Annotated in this window: 17 protein-coding genes; 12 read left to right on the top strand and 5 right to left on the bottom strand. The window is 60.3% G+C overall.

Annotated features, from left to right (window positions below; all coding sequences use genetic code 11):
* Nucleotides 1-69 precede the first annotated feature (69 nt).
* On the bottom strand, nt 70-1,227 hold the full coding sequence (locus tag N7U68_RS14000; protein ID WP_263047202.1) for a site-specific integrase: 1,158 nt from the start codon (nt 1,225-1,227) through the stop codon (nt 70-72).
* A gap of 473 nt (nt 1,228-1,700) precedes the next feature.
* Between N7U68_RS14000 and pcaC the strand changes: the two genes are divergently transcribed.
* From pcaC to N7U68_RS13950, 10 genes are all read left to right on the top strand, one after another.
* Nucleotides 1,701-2,084, top strand: a complete 384-nt coding sequence (gene pcaC / locus N7U68_RS13995) for a 4-carboxymuconolactone decarboxylase (RefSeq protein WP_263047201.1) — start codon at nt 1,701-1,703, stop codon at nt 2,082-2,084.
* Nucleotides 2,081-2,803: a protocatechuate 3,4-dioxygenase subunit beta gene (pcaH, locus tag N7U68_RS13990; RefSeq protein ID WP_263047200.1), complete on the top strand. Its 723-nt coding sequence runs from the start codon at nt 2,081-2,083 to the stop codon at nt 2,801-2,803. Before pcaC ends, pcaH begins: the two co-directional genes overlap by 4 nt.
* 2 nt (nt 2,804-2,805) lie before the next feature.
* Complete coding sequence (gene pcaG, locus N7U68_RS13985; RefSeq protein WP_263047199.1) at nt 2,806-3,405, top strand: protocatechuate 3,4-dioxygenase subunit alpha; 600 nt, start codon at nt 2,806-2,808, stop codon at nt 3,403-3,405.
* A gap of 11 nt (nt 3,406-3,416) precedes the next feature.
* On the top strand, nt 3,417-3,839 hold the full coding sequence (locus N7U68_RS13980) for a 3-keto-5-aminohexanoate cleavage protein (RefSeq protein WP_263047198.1): 423 nt from the start codon (nt 3,417-3,419) through the stop codon (nt 3,837-3,839).
* A complete protein-coding gene (locus tag N7U68_RS13975) occupies nt 3,836-4,894 on the top strand; it encodes a 3-carboxy-cis,cis-muconate cycloisomerase (protein ID WP_263047197.1) in 1,059 nt (352 codons plus the stop codon). The genes N7U68_RS13980 and N7U68_RS13975 overlap by 4 nt, the downstream gene beginning before the upstream one ends.
* 67 nt (nt 4,895-4,961) lie before the next feature.
* A complete protein-coding gene (locus N7U68_RS13970; RefSeq protein WP_263047196.1) occupies nt 4,962-6,689 on the top strand; it encodes an ATP-binding protein in 1,728 nt (575 codons plus the stop codon).
* Nucleotides 6,686-7,909: a sigma-54-dependent transcriptional regulator gene (locus tag N7U68_RS13965; RefSeq protein ID WP_263047195.1), complete on the top strand. Its 1,224-nt coding sequence runs from the start codon at nt 6,686-6,688 to the stop codon at nt 7,907-7,909. Before N7U68_RS13970 ends, N7U68_RS13965 begins: the two co-directional genes overlap by 4 nt.
* 246 nt (nt 7,910-8,155) lie before the next feature.
* On the top strand, nt 8,156-9,160 hold the full coding sequence (locus N7U68_RS13960; RefSeq protein ID WP_263047194.1) for a DctP family TRAP transporter solute-binding subunit: 1,005 nt from the start codon (nt 8,156-8,158) through the stop codon (nt 9,158-9,160).
* A 75-nt stretch (nt 9,161-9,235) separates the two neighbouring features.
* The gene (locus N7U68_RS13955) at nt 9,236-9,910 is read left to right on the top strand and encodes a TRAP transporter small permease (RefSeq protein WP_165194571.1); all 675 of its coding nucleotides are present in this window, start codon (nt 9,236-9,238) and stop codon (nt 9,908-9,910) included.
* Nucleotides 9,907-11,301 (top strand): TRAP transporter large permease, encoded by a 1,395-nt coding sequence (locus N7U68_RS13950; protein ID WP_165194573.1) that lies wholly within the window; start codon nt 9,907-9,909, stop codon nt 11,299-11,301. Before N7U68_RS13955 ends, N7U68_RS13950 begins: the two co-directional genes overlap by 4 nt.
* A 15-nt stretch (nt 11,302-11,316) precedes the next feature.
* Here N7U68_RS13950 and N7U68_RS13945 read toward each other — a convergent pair whose 3' ends face one another.
* Both N7U68_RS13945 and dapE read right to left on the bottom strand, forming a co-directional pair.
* Nucleotides 11,317-11,946 carry a TIGR04282 family arsenosugar biosynthesis glycosyltransferase gene (locus N7U68_RS13945; protein ID WP_263047193.1) on the bottom strand — a complete coding sequence of 210 codons (630 nt, stop codon included), beginning with the start codon at nt 11,944-11,946 and terminating at the stop codon, nt 11,317-11,319.
* Nucleotides 11,915-13,066, bottom strand: coding sequence for a succinyl-diaminopimelate desuccinylase (gene dapE / locus N7U68_RS13940; protein ID WP_263047192.1), 1,152 nt, complete (start codon nt 13,064-13,066; stop codon nt 11,915-11,917). The genes N7U68_RS13945 and dapE overlap by 32 nt, the downstream gene beginning before the upstream one ends.
* 286 nt (nt 13,067-13,352) lie before the next feature.
* Between dapE and N7U68_RS13935 the strand changes: the two genes are divergently transcribed.
* Together N7U68_RS13935 and N7U68_RS13930 are read left to right on the top strand one after the other, a co-directional pair.
* Nucleotides 13,353-14,936 carry a Hint domain-containing protein gene (locus tag N7U68_RS13935; protein WP_263047191.1) on the top strand — a complete coding sequence of 528 codons (1,584 nt, stop codon included), beginning with the start codon at nt 13,353-13,355 and terminating at the stop codon, nt 14,934-14,936.
* A gap of 62 nt (nt 14,937-14,998) precedes the next feature.
* The gene (locus N7U68_RS13930) at nt 14,999-16,033 is read left to right on the top strand and encodes a Hint domain-containing protein (protein ID WP_263047190.1); all 1,035 of its coding nucleotides are present in this window, start codon (nt 14,999-15,001) and stop codon (nt 16,031-16,033) included.
* Nucleotides 16,034-16,044: 11 nt separating this feature from the next.
* Here N7U68_RS13930 and N7U68_RS13925 read toward each other — a convergent pair whose 3' ends face one another.
* Both N7U68_RS13925 and dapD read right to left on the bottom strand, forming a co-directional pair.
* Nucleotides 16,045-16,389, bottom strand: a complete 345-nt coding sequence (locus N7U68_RS13925) for a DUF8846 family protein (protein ID WP_165194577.1) — start codon at nt 16,387-16,389, stop codon at nt 16,045-16,047.
* On the bottom strand, nt 16,382-17,209 hold the full coding sequence (gene dapD / locus N7U68_RS13920; RefSeq protein ID WP_263047189.1) for a 2,3,4,5-tetrahydropyridine-2,6-dicarboxylate N-succinyltransferase: 828 nt from the start codon (nt 17,207-17,209) through the stop codon (nt 16,382-16,384). The genes N7U68_RS13925 and dapD overlap by 8 nt, the downstream gene beginning before the upstream one ends.
* Between the last annotated feature and the right edge of the window lie 67 nt (nt 17,210-17,276).

The raw sequence follows: 17,276 nt of genomic DNA, 5'->3' as shown, positions 1-17,276 counted from the left end.
TGATTTTCCGAACCACGATTTCTTTTGTCGTATAAGTTGTATGGAGAACAATAGCGTTGGTTAGAAGAGTTACGCCACACTTCCCAAGGTCGCCGCAAGCCGGTTAGCGATCTGGCCCGCCGCCTTTTGCACTGCATCATCTGACAAATGCACATACCGCAACGTTGTAGACAGGTTCTTGTGGCCAAGGATTTCTTTCAGCGTGAACGGGTCAATCCCGTTCATAACCGCGACTGATGCGTAGGTGTGCCGTAGGTCGTGCAGGCGAACGTCCTCTAAACCAGCACGTGCCCTGATCTTGCGCCACGGCTTTTGCAGGTCGTTGTAATGGCCCGTCCCATGACCGCCCAATATAACGTAAGGATTGCCCTCACGGCGCTCTAACGTGTCGATTAGGGCACGCCCCTCCCGCGGAAGTGGAATGCGCCTGCGTCCCGTCTTGCTGTCTGGCAGCTCAAGATGGGTACGTGTAACGTAATCCCATTTCAGTTTCTGGATTTCTCCAAGCCTGCAACCCGTCAACAATAACAGATAGAACGCTGCAAAGACGTAGCGGGTGATTTCGCCGCTCGCCAACATATTGGCCAAAACGCTACCCAACCGCTCTTGTTCGCTATCGTCCAGATAACGTTTCTTCTCAACTTCAGGATAGCGTTTGAGCCTGCGGGTCGGGTTGGTGTTCATCGCACGCAATCCCCAATCCTCTGCGAGGTTAAGCATTTTGGACAGAACCATGACGCCACGATTGGCCTGATAGGGCGTGTCGCGCCGTTTGAGGTGAAAGGTTTGTATGTCGGCAAAGGTAATTTCGGAGACCTTGATGCCACCCAAAACAGGGTTCACCACGCCTCGCAAGAGGTTGCGGTAGTCGTATAGGGTCGTTGGCTTGCAATGCAGCGCAACGTGTTCTTTCAGGAACCGTTCCCCCAACGCCTTGATTGTGGGACTGCGCAGACGGGCTTTGCGCTCTGCTGACGGGTCCGCGCCACGTGCGACGTCGGCTTGCACCAGCTTGGCCCCTCTGCGGGCCTCATCTGCTGTCACGACACCATGCTTTCCCAACGTCTTGCGCCGGGTGCGCCCGTGTAGCTTGTACTGGACAATATAAACCTTACGACCGCTCGGATAACTGCGCAGGCCAAAACCGCTCAGATCATCATCCCAAAGGATGCGTTCCTTGCGTTCAGGTGCTACATTCTCAACGTGTCGCGCCGTCAGTTTCACCATCGTTTCCCACCAAATCCGGAAGCCTATCGGAAGACTTGTGCAGCGTTTCGTGGGTTAGTTGATGCGACTTGAGCGCAGGTGACGTCAAGAATAAACATTCTTTATCAGTTATTTATGATAGTTTAGCGCAGCGCGGCGAAAACTGGCGAAATCCATTTTTGGCCGCTTTTAATCAGTAGGTCTCCGGTTCGAACCCGGACGGGCTCACCACTTTTCCATACGACACGAATACCGAGCAACCGATCGACTGAATATGGGCGCTTGGTGGCTGTTGCTGGACACCATTGCAGGACGCCACATCACACCCGGGTTCGGGTATGCTGGCGGCATGTTCTATGAAATCGGCCTGCGACAGGGTAACGACACAGGGTACCGCGCAACGATTGCACCGGGTTTCTCCGGGTTGCAATCTGACGCGGCAACGTCTGATGTGGTCCAAGGGGGATCAAGGGGGATCAAGGGGGATCTAGATCATGACCGACACATTCGACACCGGCATGTCCGTGCGCCGCGCCGTATTGGGCGATGCCCATGTGGATCGCGCTGAAGCGGATAAAACCGAGTTTGACACCGCGTTTCAGTCCCTCATCACCGAAGGCGCGTGGGGCACGGTCTGGGCGTCAGACGCCATATCATGGCGCGAACGCTCAATGCTGACGCTCGCCCTGCTGGCCGCAACCGGCAATTTTGCAGAAATTCCGATGCACATCCGTGCCACCGCCAATACCGGCGCCAGTAAACAGGACGTGATCGAAGTGTTCCAGCACGTTGCGATCTACGCAGGCGTGCCCGCAGCCAACCACGCAATCAAGCTGGCCAAGCAGACCTACGCGGAAATGGAGGAGGAGCAGACATGACAACCAAAGATCTGTATCAGCGCGACCGCGAATGGCATCCTCCCGCACTGGCCCCGGATTACAAAACCAGCGTGGCACGCGCCCCACGCCTTGCACTTTTGTCGTTGGAAAGCACGGCGAGCGAGCTGACTGGCCCCACCTTTGGGCATGGTGACATTGATGAAATCGACAACGACCTGCTGCGCAACTACGCAAAATCCGGCGATCCTATTGGTGAGCGGATCATCGTGCATGGCCGCATTCTGGACGAAAACGCGCGCCCGGTTCCCAATACGCTGGTCGAGATATGGCAGGCCAATGCAGGTGGGCGGTATCGGCACAAGAAAGACATGTACCTCGCCGCCATCGACCCTAATTTTGGCGGCTGCGGGCGGACCCTGACCAATGAGAACGGCTATTACACCTTTCGCACGGTCAAACCGGGCGCCTACCCGTGGCGCAACTGGGTCAATAACTGGCGGCCAGCGCATATCCATATCTCGGTCTTTGGCACCGCCTTTGCCCAGCGCCTGATCACGCAGATGTATTTCGAAGGCGATCCGCTGATTGCCCAATGCCCGATCGTGCGAACCATCCCCGACCAGCGCGCGATTGATCAGCTGGTCGCGGCGCTGGACTTGAATGCGACGATTCCGCTCGACAGTATTGCGTATAAATTCGACATCGTTCTGCGCGGACACCGGTCCACGTATTTCGAAACCCGCCCCGAGGGGAACTGATCATGGTGCAATCGCTGAGCTATCTCAAGGAATCCGCGTCACAGACCGCCGGGCCATTCGTCCATATCGGGTTGGCCCCCGGCGATGCGGGCTTTGACATCTACCGCACCGAGTTGGGTCGCGACATCGCAGGCCCGAACGCACCGGGCACCCGCATCACCGTGACCGGCACCGTGACCGATGGCACCGGCGCACCCGTCACGGACGTGCTGATCGAAGTCTGGCAGGCCGATGCCGATGGCATCTACCCCGGACAAGGCACCGTTGCGGACGGGTTTCGCGGTTGGGGACGGGTGATTCCCGATTTTGACAGCGGCATGTTTACGATCAAAACCGTGAAACCGGGACAGGTCATGGGCCGCAACGGTCGGATGATGGCCCCGCACCTGAACCTGTGGCTGGTGGCGCGCGGCATCAACACCGGGCTGAACACACGGATGTATTTTGCCGATCAAGAGACCGCCAACGCGGCGGACCCGGTCCTGAACCTGATCGAGCAGACCCATCGCCGACAGACATTGATCGCGCGGGCGGATGGCGACAGCTATCACTTCGACATCTGCCTGCAAGGTGAGGACGAAACCGTATTTTTCGACATCTGAGGACCTCCCCCATGCCAAACCCATGTATCATCTGCGTTGCAATCACCGGGTCGGTCGTGGCCAAGGCCAGCAACCCGGCAGTGCCGATCACCATCGCCGAACAGATAGAAAGTACCCAAGAGGCGTTCGAGGCTGGGGCGTCCATCGCCCATTGCCATGTCCGCGATGCGGATGGCAAACCCACGTCTGATCCGGAACGCTGCGCCCGGCTGAAGGCGGGGATTGAGGCACATTGCCCCGGCATGATCGTGCAAATGTCCACCGGCCTGCGTTCCGGCGCGGGGCTGGAAGACAACGTGCGGCTTGCCCCCGCGAATGTGGCCCTCGTGCAGCGGGCGGGCGATCGGTGCGACAAATACGAACGCCCCGTCGCCACATGGCAACAGGCGCGGGACATTCTGGGATTGCGGCAGGTCGCAGCACACCCGGCATGAGCGGCGTTTTCAATCACCCGTGGCTGGGCGGCCTGTTTGACGATGCCGAGGCCGCAGCGATCTGGGCCCCCGAACGCCAGTTGTCGCATATGCTGATGTTCGAGGCCGCATTCACCCGCGCTTTGGGGGCCGTCGGAACGATCTCTTCTGGTGTCGCCCAGACAACCGCCTCGATGATTGAACAGTTCGACACCGATATGACCGATCTGCATCACGGCACCGCGCGCGATGGCCTGCCTGTTCCGGCCCTCGTGGCGCAACTGCGGCAGGCAGCGGGCGAGAACGCCAAGGCGGTGCATACCGGCTCCACGTCGCAGGATGTGATGGACACCGCGCTGGCCCTGTCGATACGAGAATTTAACCCCATACTATCCGAGCGGCTAAACCAACTGTCAGGAGCACTGGCAGACCTGTCTCAGCGATTTGGCGATAACCAGATCATGGGTCGCACCCGGATGCAGGCCGCGTTGCCGATCACTGTGGCGGATCGTCTGAGCACATGGGCGCAACCGCTGGACCTGCACCATACGCGGCTGGATCAATTGCGCCCGCGCGTCGAGTGTCTGCAACTGGGCGGTGCGGTGGGTGACCGCGCCGCCCTCACGCCGAACGCTGACGCAATGGCCGCCGACATGGCCGCGCGACTTGGTCTGACCAATCCGGGCAAGGCATGGCACGCGATGCGCGACGGGATCGTGGAATACGCAAATCTGCTATCCCTGATTACCGGCACATTGGGCAAAATGGGGCAGGATATCAGCCTGATGGCGACACAGGGCATCGACGAAATCGCGCTCTCAGGTGGCGGCGGATCCTCTGCCATGCCGCACAAGCAAAATCCGATTCTGGCCGAACTTCTCGTCACCCTTGCGCGCTATAACGCGACGCAGGTCGCCGGAATGCATCACGCTTTGGTCCATGAACACGAACGCTCTGGTGCGGCATGGGCGCTGGAATGGATGATCTTGCCCGATATGGCCCGCACCACGGCGCGCAGCCTGTCCGCTGCCGCGCAGCTTTGCCAGCAGATCACACATATCGGCCAAGGCAGGTAGTTCCCGGTCCGTGCCATTTGTTTTCTTCCCCCCAACTTTCTAAGGTATAGCCGGGGAGAGGACACAGATGCGCAGGCCACTGGCGATACTGATTTTTCTGGGCATCACCGCGTTGCTGTCTGGCGGCGCGTGGTGGCTGGGATATCGCACCAGCCTTGTGCAGGTTGCCGACCGCGGCGCGGCCGACCTGCGTCTAGCTGCCGACCGGCTCGTAGGGCAATTGGCGCGTTATCGGCTGATCGCGGTGCGACTGGCCGATCACCCGGATGTGGTTCGGCTGGCGCAATCAGGTGACGCCAGCGGGATCGAGGCCCTCTTTCTCGACGTGGCCGACCAAAGCGGCGCGTTCGAGGTCGCCTTTTTCGCCGCCAACGGTCAGGTCACCGCGACATCCAGTGATGGCCCGCCAATGGCGCATTCCGGGGACAAACCCGCCTTTGCCCGCGCCATGACCGGCGCGCTCGGGCTGGATCATGGTCGCGCCACCGACGGGGCAACGCGCACGTTCACCTTCATGGCTCCGGTGTTTTCGGGCACATACCCCCAAGGCGCGATTGCCGTGCGCGTCGACATGGAGGCGGTAGAGGAGAGCGATTGGCGCGGCGCACCGCAGGTCGTGTTCTTTACCGACAAGCATGATCAGGTTTTCGTCACCAATCGGTCAGAACTTCTGTTTCGCAACTTTGGTACCGGCGCTCCGGCAGACTTTGCGCCGACGACAACCCAACAGATCGGAGGGATCGAGATCTGGACGAACGCCGCAGGCCCCTATGTGCCGCGCCGCGCCGTTTACCGCGAACAACCATTGCCGGTTATCGGGCTGACCGGACGGGCATTGATCAGCACCGCCCCGGCAGAGCGCATCGCCGGATTGCAGGCCGCCGTTGTCGCGGCCCTCTGTCTGGCATTTGGTGCAGTTCTGTTCCTTGTACTGGAACGCCGCCGCACGCTGGCCTTGGCCAATGCCGGGCTAGAGCAACGGGTCGCGCGCCGCACGGCTGCACTGGCCGCCGCCAACACCGCCCTGCGCCACGAAGTGACCGAACGCAAGGAAGCCGAACATGCCCTGCGCCGTGCGCAGGCCGATCTGGTACAGGCGGGCAAACTGAGCGCACTGGGCCAGATGTCCGCCGGGATCAGCCACGAGTTGAACCAGCCACTGATGGCGATCAGGTCGTTTTCCGAAAATGCCGCACTGTTTCTCGACAAGGGGCGCACGGTCGAGGCCCGCGCCAATCTGGACCGCATCGCGGACCTATCCCGCCGCATGGCGCGGATCATCAAGAACCTGCGCGCCTTTGCCCGACAGGAAAACGAGCCGATGACTGACGTGGACATCGTATCCGTGGTGTCGTCGGTACTGGAAATGACTGACAGCCGCCTGCGCACAGAGGGCGTGACCGTAGACTGGAGCCCGCAGCCGGGTGTGCCACCGGTCCAAGGCGGCGAGGTGCGTCTGCAACAGGTGTTGCTGAACCTTGTGACCAATGCACTGGATGCAATGGTTGACCGCACTCCCAAGCGGTTAGAGATCAACGTGACGCCCGGCATGGATCATGTCGAGGTCACAGTGCGCGACACCGGACCGGGGTTGGTTGACGCGGGCAAGATTTTTGACCCCTTCTACACCACCAAACAGGTCGGTGCCTCAGAAGAGGGCATGGGGCTGGGCCTGTCGATCTCCTACGGGCTGGTGCAAAGCTTTGGAGGCGCGATACATGGGCGAAATCATCCACAGGGCGGTGCGATCTTTACCGTGCGGCTGGCCACATCGTGCGCAGAGGTAGCCGCATGAGAATGCCGGTTCTGGTGGTGGATGACGATATCGCCGTGCGCGAGGCTTTGGGCCAGACCCTGACGCTGGCCGATATGCAGGTGCAACTGGCCGGCAGCTATATCGAGGCCAAGGACCACATTAAACCCGGCTTTGCCGGCGTCGTGGTCAGCGACATCCGAATGCCCGGCAAGGACGGCTTTGCCTTGTTGGAATACGCCCAGTCGACCGATCCTGACCTGCCGGTGATCCTGCTGACCGGCGAAGGCGATATACCGATGGCCGTGCGCGGCATGTCGGCGGGCGCTTTCAGCTTTCTCGAAAAACCATGCAGCCCGCAGGATCTGATCGCTGTGGTGGAAAAAGCCCAGCGCACTCGTGCAATGGTGCTGGAAAACCGGGCGTTGAAAACCGCGCTCGAGACTGGCGATGCAGCCTCGCGTATGCTGATCGGTCGCTCCAAACTGGCCGAGGATTTGCGCGCGCAGGTCCGCGCCGTGGCCCGCGCAAGTACCGAGGCGCTGGTAACCGGCCCGCCCGGTGCGGGCAATGCCAAGGTGGCCGAGGTGATCCATCTGCTGTCTGCCGGATCCACCCGACCATTCGAAAAACGCGCCGCGGCCGCGCTGAACCCCGAGGCCCTGCATTCTGCCGCATCACAGACTGCGGGTGGCACGCTTTTCATTGACGAGGTCGCAGCATTATCCGCCGAAACCCAGTTTGCCCTGCTTAACACATTGGAAAGCGCGCCCAGCCTGCGCGTGATCGCAGGCAGCTACCGCGATCTGAATGCCGAGGCGCATGACGGACGGTTCAATCCTGACCTCTACTATCGTCTCAGCGTGATGCATGTACGCATCCCTGCACTGCGTGAACGCCCCGAGGACATCCCGATCCTGTTCCGTCATTACCTGTCAGTCGCCTGCGAACAGGCCAACCTTCGCGAACCAGACGTCACCCCCGAGGTTATCAGCCGTCTGATGGCGCAGGACTGGCCCGGTAACGCCCGCGCACTGATGAGCGCGGCAATGCGCTATGCGCTGGGACTAGGCGGCAGTGAAACCGCCGAAGAAATGGGGCTGACCGAACAAATGGCAGCGGTCGAACGCTCGCTGCTCGGCGCGGCACTGGAACGTCATCAGGGCAACGCAACCGAGGCGGCCCGCGCGCTCAAGCTTCCGCGCAAGACTTTTTACGATAAACTGGCGCGCCACGGCATCAAGGCGGACCGCTTTCGCTAAGACTGTGCGAGAATCCGCACAGGCAAAGGATTACCCCGTGTGGATTCTCGCTCACCCGTTGACGCGGCGGCATCCCCCTCGCCCAAACCAGCCCGCAACAGACTGAAAAAACAGGTATTATTACTCCGTTCACGCATCCACAGCTTTTGCTTGCGAGAATCCGGCCCTCGGTGTCTGTTACGCTGCGAGGACGTTAATGGGACGTCCCCACGACATTTTGCTGCACTCACTATGGGAGGAACCACTATGAGATTTGTATCAGCAGTTGCCGCGGCCGCACTGGCACTTGGCGCAACCGCGGGAACCGCATCAGCGGCCTGCGACGATGGCGAGGTTGTCATCAAATTCAGCCACGTAACCAACACCGACAAACACCCCAAAGGCATCGCCGCCTCGCTGCTGGAGCAGCGCGTCAATGACGAGATGAACGGCAAGGCCTGTATGGAAGTGTTCCCGAACTCGACACTCTATGACGACAACAAGGTGCTGGAGGCACTGCTGCAAGGCGACGTGCAACTGGCCGCGCCTTCGTTGTCGAAATTCGAGGCCTTCACCAAGCAATACCGCCTCTTCGATCTGCCTTTCATGTTCAAGAACATCGACGCGGTCGACGCGTTCCAAGCTTCCGACGCAGGTCAGAGCATGAAGAACGCCATGCAGCGCCGCGGCCTTCAGGGCTTGGCCTTCTGGCACAACGGCATGAAACAGATGTCGGCGAACAAGCCGCTGATCGAGCCGAGCGACGCCAACGGCCTGCGCTTCCGTGTCCAAAGCTCTGACGTGCTGGTTGCCCAGATGGAAGCCATCGGCGGCATTCCACAGAAAATGGCCTTTGCCGAGGTTTATGGCGCACTGCAACAGGGCGTTGTCGACGGTCAGGAAAACACTTGGTCGAACATCTACGGCAAGAAGTTCTTCGAAGTGCAGGACGGCATCACCGAAACCAACCACGGCGTCATCGACTACATGGTTGTGACGTCCGTCGAATGGCTGGACAGTCTGGATGCGGACACCCGCGACCAGTTCCTGACCATCCTCAGCGAAGTGACCCAAACGCGTAACGCCGAATCCTATTCGGTGAACCAAGCCGCTCGTCAGTCGGTCATCGACGCAGGCGGCACCGTGCGCGAGTTGGATGCCGAGCAGCGTCAGAAATGGGTCGACACGATGAAACCCGTCTGGGAGCAGTTCGCCGAAGACGTCGGTCAGGACAACATCGACGCGGCGCAGGAAATCAACGCCGGCATGTAAGGCGTGACACTCAGGGGCCCGGCGACATCGCCGGGCCCCACTGCCCTCTCGGGGGCGCATTGGGGAGGGGACAAGATGCATCCGAAACCGGGGCAAAATTTTACTGACAAAATCGAAGAAAACCTGATCGCGCTTTTGCTGGGTGCGATGACACTACTGACATTTGCCAATGTCGTGGCGCGCAAGGGTTTGAACTCCAGCATTCTATGGGGGCTGGAACTGACCGTTTTTCTGTTTGGCTGGCTGGTCCTGTTGGGCGCATCTTATGCCGTCAAGAAAGGCGCGCATCTGGGCGTTGACGTGGTGATCAACATGGTGTCACCACCCACGCGCCGCCTGCTGGGCCTGATCTCGGTCGCAGTCTGCATCGCGTTCTCGTTCTTGCTGTTCAAGGGCGCTTGGGATTATTGGGCCAATTTTGCCAACCTGCCCGCCACTGACGGTCGCTGGTTCCCGCTGGGGTTCGAGGACAAGTATCTGGCCAAAGGTTGGTACGAAGTGAACGACGTGCCCCTTCCCGGCATCCTGCGCTGGATGGAGGACGCGTTCAACGAAGGCGAGGCGTATAACAAGATGCCCCGCATGATCCCCTATCTGGTGCTGCCACTCTCAATGGCCTTGTTGCTCTTTCGGTTCTGTCAGGTCGCAGTGCGGCTCTGGACGGGCAAGATTGACAGGCTTGTGGCCAGCCACGAGGTCGAGGATGAAATCCGCGAAGTCAAAGAACAACGCGGGGAGATAGCCCAATGACCGTTCTTCTACTCTTTGTGATGGTCATCGGCCTGATGCTGATCGGTGTACCGATTGCGGTCTCGCTCGGCATGTCTTCCGTCCTCTTTCTGCTGTGGTTCTCGGACACGACGCTGGCATCTGTGGCACAGACACTGTTTCAGGCATTCGAGGGCCATTTCACCCTGCTCGCCATTCCGTTCTTCATCCTCGCCAGCAGCTTTATGTCCACCGGCGGCGTGGCGCAGCGGATCATCCGCTTTTCCATCGCCTGCGTCGGACATTTGCGCGGCGGCCTCGCCATTTCGGGCGTTTTCGCCTGCATGATGTTCGCCGCTCTTTCGGGATCGTCACCCGCCACCGTGGTCGCCATCGGATCTATCGTGATCGCCGCAATGAAACAGGCAGGCTATTCCAAGGAATTCGCCGCCGGTGTCATCTGTAACGCGGGCACGCTGGGCATCCTGATCCCGCCCTCCATCGTGATGGTGGTTTATGCGGCGGCGGTCGAGGTGTCCGTTGGCCGGATGTTCCTGGCTGGTGTCCTGCCGGGGCTGATGGCCGGGATCATGCTGATGATCGCGATCTACGTCATGGCCCGGATCAAGGACATGCCTGCAGGTCAATGGCAGGGCTGGGGCGAAATCGGCGCCTCGTTCCGCGATGCCGCTTGGGGTCTGCTGCTGATCGTGATCATCATGGTCGGTATCTATGGCATCCCCGGCGTCACCGGCGCATTCTTCACGCCCACCGAGGCGGCAGCCGTTGCATCGGTCTACGCCTTCTTCGTGGCATGTTTCATCTACCGCGATATGGGGCCGCTGGCCGCAAGGGGCGGACAACCCCGCAAGAGTATCCTGCAGGCTCCGCAGGCCGTGATCACCGCGTTCTTTCATCGCGACACGCGCCAGACACTGTTCGAGGCGGGTAAGCTGACAGTCACACTGATGTTCGTGATCGCCAACGCGCTGATCCTCAAACATGTCCTGACCGAGGAACAGATTCCACAGATGGTGGCCAATTCGATGCTGGACGCCGGCTTTGGCCCGGTGATGTTCCTGATCGTGGTTAACCTGATTCTGCTCGTCGGCGGTCAGTTCATGGAACCATCCGGCCTGTTGGTGATCGTCGCCCCACTGGTGTTCCCCATCGCCATCGAGTTGGGGATCGACCCGATCCATCTGGGCATCATCATGGTCGTGAACATGGAAATCGGAATGATCACGCCACCCGTGGGGCTCAACCTCTTCGTCACCTCTGGTGTCGCGGGCATGCCGATGATGGATGTGGTCAAGGCGGCACTACCGTTCCTGATGGTGCTCTTCGTGTTCCTGATCATGATCACCTATATCCCGTGGATATCGACCTTCTTGCCCAACATGATGATGGGGCCGGAGATCATAACCAACTAACTCGGGTACGGGCGTCTAGTGCGCCCGTATCTCCAGATCGGCGGCCGTATCAACGTCCCGTAACGTGTCAGTCAGCGCAACCCGCACACCGGGCAGCGTGGCGATACTGTCGCGCAGGGCATGCGCGCTGGACCAGCGCACACCTTGGTAAAGACTGACAGGGACGGCCGCGGTGCGTTTCAGACCGGTCAGCCAATAGCCCCCGTCAGGTGCGGGACCAAAAACCGCCCCATGATCGCCCAACGCACCAAATGCCCGCGCGATATGAGCCCGCGTCACACCCGGAATATCCCCACCGATGATACAGACAGGGCCGGGCGGCATCCGCCGCATGATCCGCGCCATCCGGTCGCCCAGCGATCCGCCCCCCTGCGGGATACGCGGCAAATGCGCAGGCCAGACACGGCTGTTCAGTCCTATATGATCCGGCGACACCGCTAGGATCAAATCCCAGCGCGGATCCTCGATGCGCCGCAACAACCGCGCCGTCTGATGCCGGAACCACCACGCAGCGGGCACCATGCCGATGTCACTCCCCAGCCGGGTTTTCACCCGACCGGGACGCGGCTCTTTCAGCATGACAACGAGGCGCTGACGGCTCGGCGCGCCAACCCTAGCCAAAGTAATCGCGCAGAATACGCCCATAGATCGCCTTGAGCTGGCCAATCTGCTCCACATTCACCCGCTCGTCCACCTGATGCATCGTCAGTCCCACCAGACCGCATTCGACAACCGGGCAATGATCCTTGACGAACCGCGCATCAGACGTGCCACCCGAGGTGGACAGAACCGGGCGATGCCCGGTTTCCGCCTCGACCGCCGCGACGACCAGATCGGAAAATGCGCCGGGTGGGGTCACGAAACTTTCGCCAGAGTTTTTCACCTCCATCGCGCCGCTCACACCAAATTCAGCACAGACCGCATCTATCTCTGATTGCAGCCATGCCGTCAGAGATGCACCACTATGGGCGTCGTTGTAACGGATATTCAGCGTGGCGCGGCAGCTGGCCGGGATCACGTTGGTCGCCAGATTGCCGGTGTCGATCGTCACCACGGCCAATGTGGACGGGTCGAAATGCGCGGTGCCCTCATCCAGCACATGCGACGACAATCGGTCGACCAGCCGCGCCATCACAGGTATTGGGTTCCGGGCACGGTGCAGATAGGCTGAATGCCCCTGCTCGCCGGTGATCGTGATCCATGCATTCAACGAGCCGCGCCGCCCGATCTTGATCATCTCACCCATGGTGTCCGGGCAGGTCGGCTCTCCGACCAGACAGACCGACATCGCCTCGCCCGCACCATCCATCCAGTCCAGCAGCGCCGTGGTTCCATCCACGGCATCCCCTTCTTCGTCACCCGTGATTGCCAGAATAACAGCCCCATCAGGTGGCGTTTCGCGCACAAAATCAATCGCTGCCGCGGCAAAGGCCGCCACCCCGGATTTCATATCCGTCGCACCACGCCCCCACAGATAACCGTCCCTGATTTCGGCACCAAAAGGCGGCACACTCCACGCGGCTTCATCGCCCAACGGCACCACATCCGTGTGTCCGTTGAACCCGAAACTGCGCGCGGCACCCTTGTCGCCCCAACGAGCATAGAGGTTTGGCACCCCGGCCCGGTCCACACGCGTACAGGTGAACCCTGCCCCCTCCAGCAGACCTTGCAGCAGCACCAGTGCCCCCCCCTCTGCGGGGGTGACAGACGGACAGCGCACCAGTGCGGCAGTCAACTCGACGGGATCGGTGGGGGTGTTTTGCATCAGATCTCTCACGGGTAATTCAGCGTGGAACACGGGTACCGCGATTTTCCAACCGGGGCAAACCTGCCGCATAGCGAAACCGACGCATGGATATGTCTTAACAGAACGCAAAAACCTTGATACAAACAATCTCAATAATAAAGTGACCCGAGGCAGGGCAACAGCAGAGGGGCCGCAACAGGCCCCAGATCGAGCAGATCGCATCAGCGATCGATGACGGCGAGGCGGGACATACCCGCCCGACTGCGTGTTTGCGTTGTCTCCGGCAATTGGGCTGGGGCAGGACATGGTTGCAGGCAGAGAACTACCGATCGACAGACGCGCCAGCGCGGATGAAATGGCACAAGAGATGTTTGGCAGCGATGTCACCATCGTCAGCGCGTCTTATACCGGCGACCGCGACAGCTCTGGCATCTATTCCGATGGCGATTCAATCTCGGACGCCGTAACACCCGGCGACACTGGCGTAATGTTCTCGACCGGCGATTTACGCTATTTCACCAATAACAACAGATGGCAGTCGAACGAAAGCTCCTCCACCACCAGCAGTTCCAGCGGCGAGAACAACAACGCTCAGTTCAACGCTGCGGCCGGCACCAATACTTATGATGCATCCTATATAGACGTCGATTTCATCCCTGATGGCGATGTGCTGACGATGCAGTTTGTCTTTGCCTCAGAGGAATATCCTGAATATGCCGTTGGCTCTTTTCAGGATTTCGTCGGCGTCTGGATCAATGGCACCCAGATTCAGCTAGGCGTGGGCGATGGCGATATCGATCCCAACAACCTGAACGCCGGTGCGAACCAGAACCTCTTCATCGACAACACCGGTGATCAATACAACACAGAGATGGACGGGTTCACCGTGAACCTGACGATGACGATCCCGGTCAATGATGGCGTCGTCAATTCGATCCGCATCGGTATCGCCGATGTCAGCGACAGCAATTACGATTCGACCCTGCTGATTGCCGGTGGCAGCATCCAAGGCAGCGTGGTCGCCAATGATGACAGTTATCGGCTGGACCCGGATGGATCGCGCACCGTCGACGTATTAGACAATGACACCGTGCCGTCGGGCGGTAGCCTGACCATCACCCATATCAACGGCCAACAGGTAACACCGGGCGACACGGTGTTCCTCAATACCGGCCAGTCAGTCAAGCTGAACCCCGACGGCACGCTCACCATGAATGGTGACGGCAATACTGAACAGTTCAACTATACCTATACCGTCCTGTCAGATACCGGAATCAGCGACACCGGGTTCGTTCTGGTGGATTCGGTGCCCTGCTTTGTCGCCGGCACAATGATCGAGACACCCGACGGCCCGGTTGCCGTGGAAACGCTGGCACCCGGCGATCTGGTCATGACTCGCGACGAGGGTGCCCAACCCCTGCGCTGGATCGGCGAACGCCGCGTCGAGGCAAAGGGCAATTTCGCCCCGATCTTCATCGCTGCGGGCACCTTTGGAAATCACGGAGATCTCTTCTTGTCACCACTGCACCGGGTGTTGATCCGTGACGCACTGGCCGAGCTGCTCTTTGGCGATACCGAGGTGCTGGTGGCCGCCCGCGATCTGGTCAATGACCATTCCGTTCGGCAGATAGAAGGCGGTTTGGTGGATTACGTGCACATCCTCTTTGATCGCCATCAGGTGGTGTTTTCCGAAGGATTGGAGACCGAAAGCTTCTTGCCCGGTCCCCAGACCGCCAACAGCTTTGAAGCCGAGATTGTCGATGAGATCTGCACAATCTTCCCCGAGATCGATCGTGAAACCGGCATCGGATACAGCCCGGCGGCGCGGCGAACGCTAAAACGGTACGAGGCGCACCTGCTCCTTGGCGGCCATATGCGGGCGGCTTGACTTTGGGTTGGATCGGCATTTCAGATCATCAGCACGGCCGGTTTAACCACGCCGGACTGGCCATGCCGATGAACGATGGTATTGGTGCGCACCATCCGCCAGACGCCATTGTGCCACGTGGGACGTTGCTGGTCGAAACCCACCTCTCGCCCGAGGGGCGTCCGCAAACCCTGCTGCGCTTTGACCGCTCGCAACCTTGGGCTGGTGGTCTGTCGCTTCAGGTCATGCCCAGCGGCGGGATCGTTCTGGTCGAGACGATGGGTGGCGAAACCTGTCACGCCGCGCTTACTCACGATCTGGATGGGCGCAGCGAACAGGTGCGCGTCAGTTATAGCTGGGATGCCCCGCGTCGCTGGGGACGACTGACGCTGGAACATCTGGCCGCCGGTCGTATCCGCAGCCGCAATCTGCCGCCGCCGCATCCCATGCCGCTGGAAGATCTGCAAATGATCACACGCTATCCCGCCCGGCGCGAAATGGACGCCGATGTAAATTTTCTGGCAGTCTCGGATCAGGTCGAACCCATCGGACCGATGCCGGGCTTGACCGCAAATGTACCGATCGCAACACCGCGTGGTCCGATCCCTGCGGCGCGGCTTCGGCGCGGCGATACAGTGTTGACCAGCACCGGTGACATCGTGCCCGTCTTGCAAACCGTGTCCCAGACTGTGCCCGCCCGTGGTAGCCTGCGCCCCGTCCGTCTGCGTGCCCCCTTCTTCGGGCTGGCGCATGATATCTTGCTGGCCCCGCATCAACGTCTGGTGATCGGTGGCAGCGAGGTAGATTACATGTTCGGCACAGAGGCCGTGCTGGTCCCCGCGCGACACTTGGTCAACGGCGCGTCAGCCTTTTACGCCGATGGCCCTGATCTGGTGACCTATCATCATATCCTGCTGCCCGAACACGCGGCCGTTCTGGCCGGTGGGTGCCCGGTAGAAAGCCTTTATATCGGCCGCTTGCGACGCAACCCAGAGGCCCTTGGTCAGAGCATCCTGCACGCCGCTCCGCGCCACCGCCTGCCCGAACATGCCAGCCCGATCTGGCCGGTTCTGCGCCCGTTCGAGGCCGTCACACTGGCCAAACACCGCGCGGCCTAAACCCCGCCGCCCTATGCTTCGTCGAAAAACGGCGTCATCTGCGCCACGATCACCGAATTCTCGTCCAGCGCGCGCCCCATCAGCGCGCGTTCCTCATCCGAAATGTCGTGACCTTCCTCTTCGCGCTCTGCCAGACTTCCATAACCGCTGACATCCAGCGGCGCCGTATCCGCCTGCTTCAGGATCGCCACCGTTTCACGCACGGCTTCAGCCTCATCCACACCACTGGCGTAAATGACCAGCGCCGCGCCGGTCGCCTTATCCGGCAGACCATCGCCTTTTTTACGCCCGATCTCCACCAGCAGGGTATAAACCTGCTGGCGGCTCGGCTTCTTCGGCTTTTTCTCTTCAGGCACGCAGCAACTCGTTGATGGATGTCTTGGACCGGGTCCGCTCATCCACCCGCTTTACGATCACAGCGCAATAAAGGTTGATGTTGTTCTTCGTCGGCATGGACCCCGCCACGACGACTGACCCAGATGGCACTTCGCCATACATGACTTCACCGGTTTCACGATCCACGATCTTGGTCGACTGGCCAATAAAGACCCCCATACCCAACACGCTGCCCTCGCGTACAATACAACCTTCGACAACCTCAGAGCGCGCCCCGATAAAGCAATTGTCCTCGATGATCGTCGGCCCGGCCTGCATCGGCTCCAACACACCGCCGATTCCGACACCCCCCGACAGATGAACGTTCTTACCGATCTGCGCACAGCTCCCCACGGTCGCCCATGTGTCGACCATCGTGCCCTCGTCCACATAGGCACCAAGATTCACAAACGACGGCATCAGCACCACACCCGGCGCGATATAGGCCGATTTACGCACCACACAGCTTGGCACCGCGCGGAAACCCGCGCCGGTCCACTCCGCCTCGCCCCAGCCCTTGAACTTGCTGTCGACCTTGTCCCACCAGCCGCCGCCCTGCGGGCCGCCCGGCTGCGCTTCCATGTCTTTCAGACGGAACCCCAACAGCACGGCCTTCTTGGCCCATTGGTTCACATGCCACTGGCCATCTTCGCGCGGCTCCGCCACACGCAGCTTTCCTGAATCGAGTGCCGCCAGCGTTGCCTCGATGGCCTCGCGGGTTTCACCACCGGTTGCGGGCGTGATCTGGTCGCGCGCCTCCCAGGCGGCGTCGATGGCGATTTCTAACTGGGCATTGGACATTGGGGCAGGCTCCGATCAAGATGTTTCCGCGCATCCATAGCGAATAGCACAGCGTAGGTCATCCACT

Source organism: Roseovarius pelagicus, assembly GCF_025639885.1.
Lineage (GTDB): Bacteria > Pseudomonadota > Alphaproteobacteria > Rhodobacterales > Rhodobacteraceae > Roseovarius > Roseovarius pelagicus.
This window is presented reverse-complemented; position numbering and strand designations above follow the sequence as displayed.

Excerpts from the sequence above, each read along its gene's own strand:
- N7U68_RS14000 (WP_263047202.1), bottom strand. The coding sequence starts at position 1,227 with ATGGTGAAACTGACGGCGCGACACGTTGAGAATGTAGCACCTGAACGC.
- pcaC (WP_263047201.1), top strand. The coding sequence starts at position 1,701 with ATGACCGACACATTCGACACCGGCATGTCCGTGCGCCGCGCCGTATTG.
- pcaH (WP_263047200.1), top strand. The coding sequence starts at position 2,081 with ATGACAACCAAAGATCTGTATCAGCGCGACCGCGAATGGCATCCTCCC.
- pcaG (WP_263047199.1), top strand. The coding sequence starts at position 2,806 with ATGGTGCAATCGCTGAGCTATCTCAAGGAATCCGCGTCACAGACCGCC.
- N7U68_RS13980 (WP_263047198.1), top strand. The coding sequence starts at position 3,417 with ATGCCAAACCCATGTATCATCTGCGTTGCAATCACCGGGTCGGTCGTG.
- N7U68_RS13975 (WP_263047197.1), top strand. The coding sequence starts at position 3,836 with ATGAGCGGCGTTTTCAATCACCCGTGGCTGGGCGGCCTGTTTGACGAT.
- N7U68_RS13970 (WP_263047196.1), top strand. The coding sequence starts at position 4,962 with ATGCGCAGGCCACTGGCGATACTGATTTTTCTGGGCATCACCGCGTTG.
- N7U68_RS13965 (WP_263047195.1), top strand. The coding sequence starts at position 6,686 with ATGAGAATGCCGGTTCTGGTGGTGGATGACGATATCGCCGTGCGCGAG.
- N7U68_RS13960 (WP_263047194.1), top strand. The coding sequence starts at position 8,156 with ATGAGATTTGTATCAGCAGTTGCCGCGGCCGCACTGGCACTTGGCGCA.
- N7U68_RS13955 (WP_165194571.1), top strand. The coding sequence starts at position 9,236 with ATGCATCCGAAACCGGGGCAAAATTTTACTGACAAAATCGAAGAAAAC.
- N7U68_RS13950 (WP_165194573.1), top strand. The coding sequence starts at position 9,907 with ATGACCGTTCTTCTACTCTTTGTGATGGTCATCGGCCTGATGCTGATC.
- N7U68_RS13945 (WP_263047193.1), bottom strand. The coding sequence starts at position 11,946 with ATGGGCGTATTCTGCGCGATTACTTTGGCTAGGGTTGGCGCGCCGAGC.
- dapE (WP_263047192.1), bottom strand. The coding sequence starts at position 13,066 with ATGCAAAACACCCCCACCGATCCCGTCGAGTTGACTGCCGCACTGGTG.
- N7U68_RS13935 (WP_263047191.1), top strand. The coding sequence starts at position 13,353 with ATGGTTGCAGGCAGAGAACTACCGATCGACAGACGCGCCAGCGCGGAT.
- N7U68_RS13930 (WP_263047190.1), top strand. The coding sequence starts at position 14,999 with ATGCCGATGAACGATGGTATTGGTGCGCACCATCCGCCAGACGCCATT.
- dapD (WP_263047189.1), bottom strand. The coding sequence starts at position 17,209 with ATGTCCAATGCCCAGTTAGAAATCGCCATCGACGCCGCCTGGGAGGCG.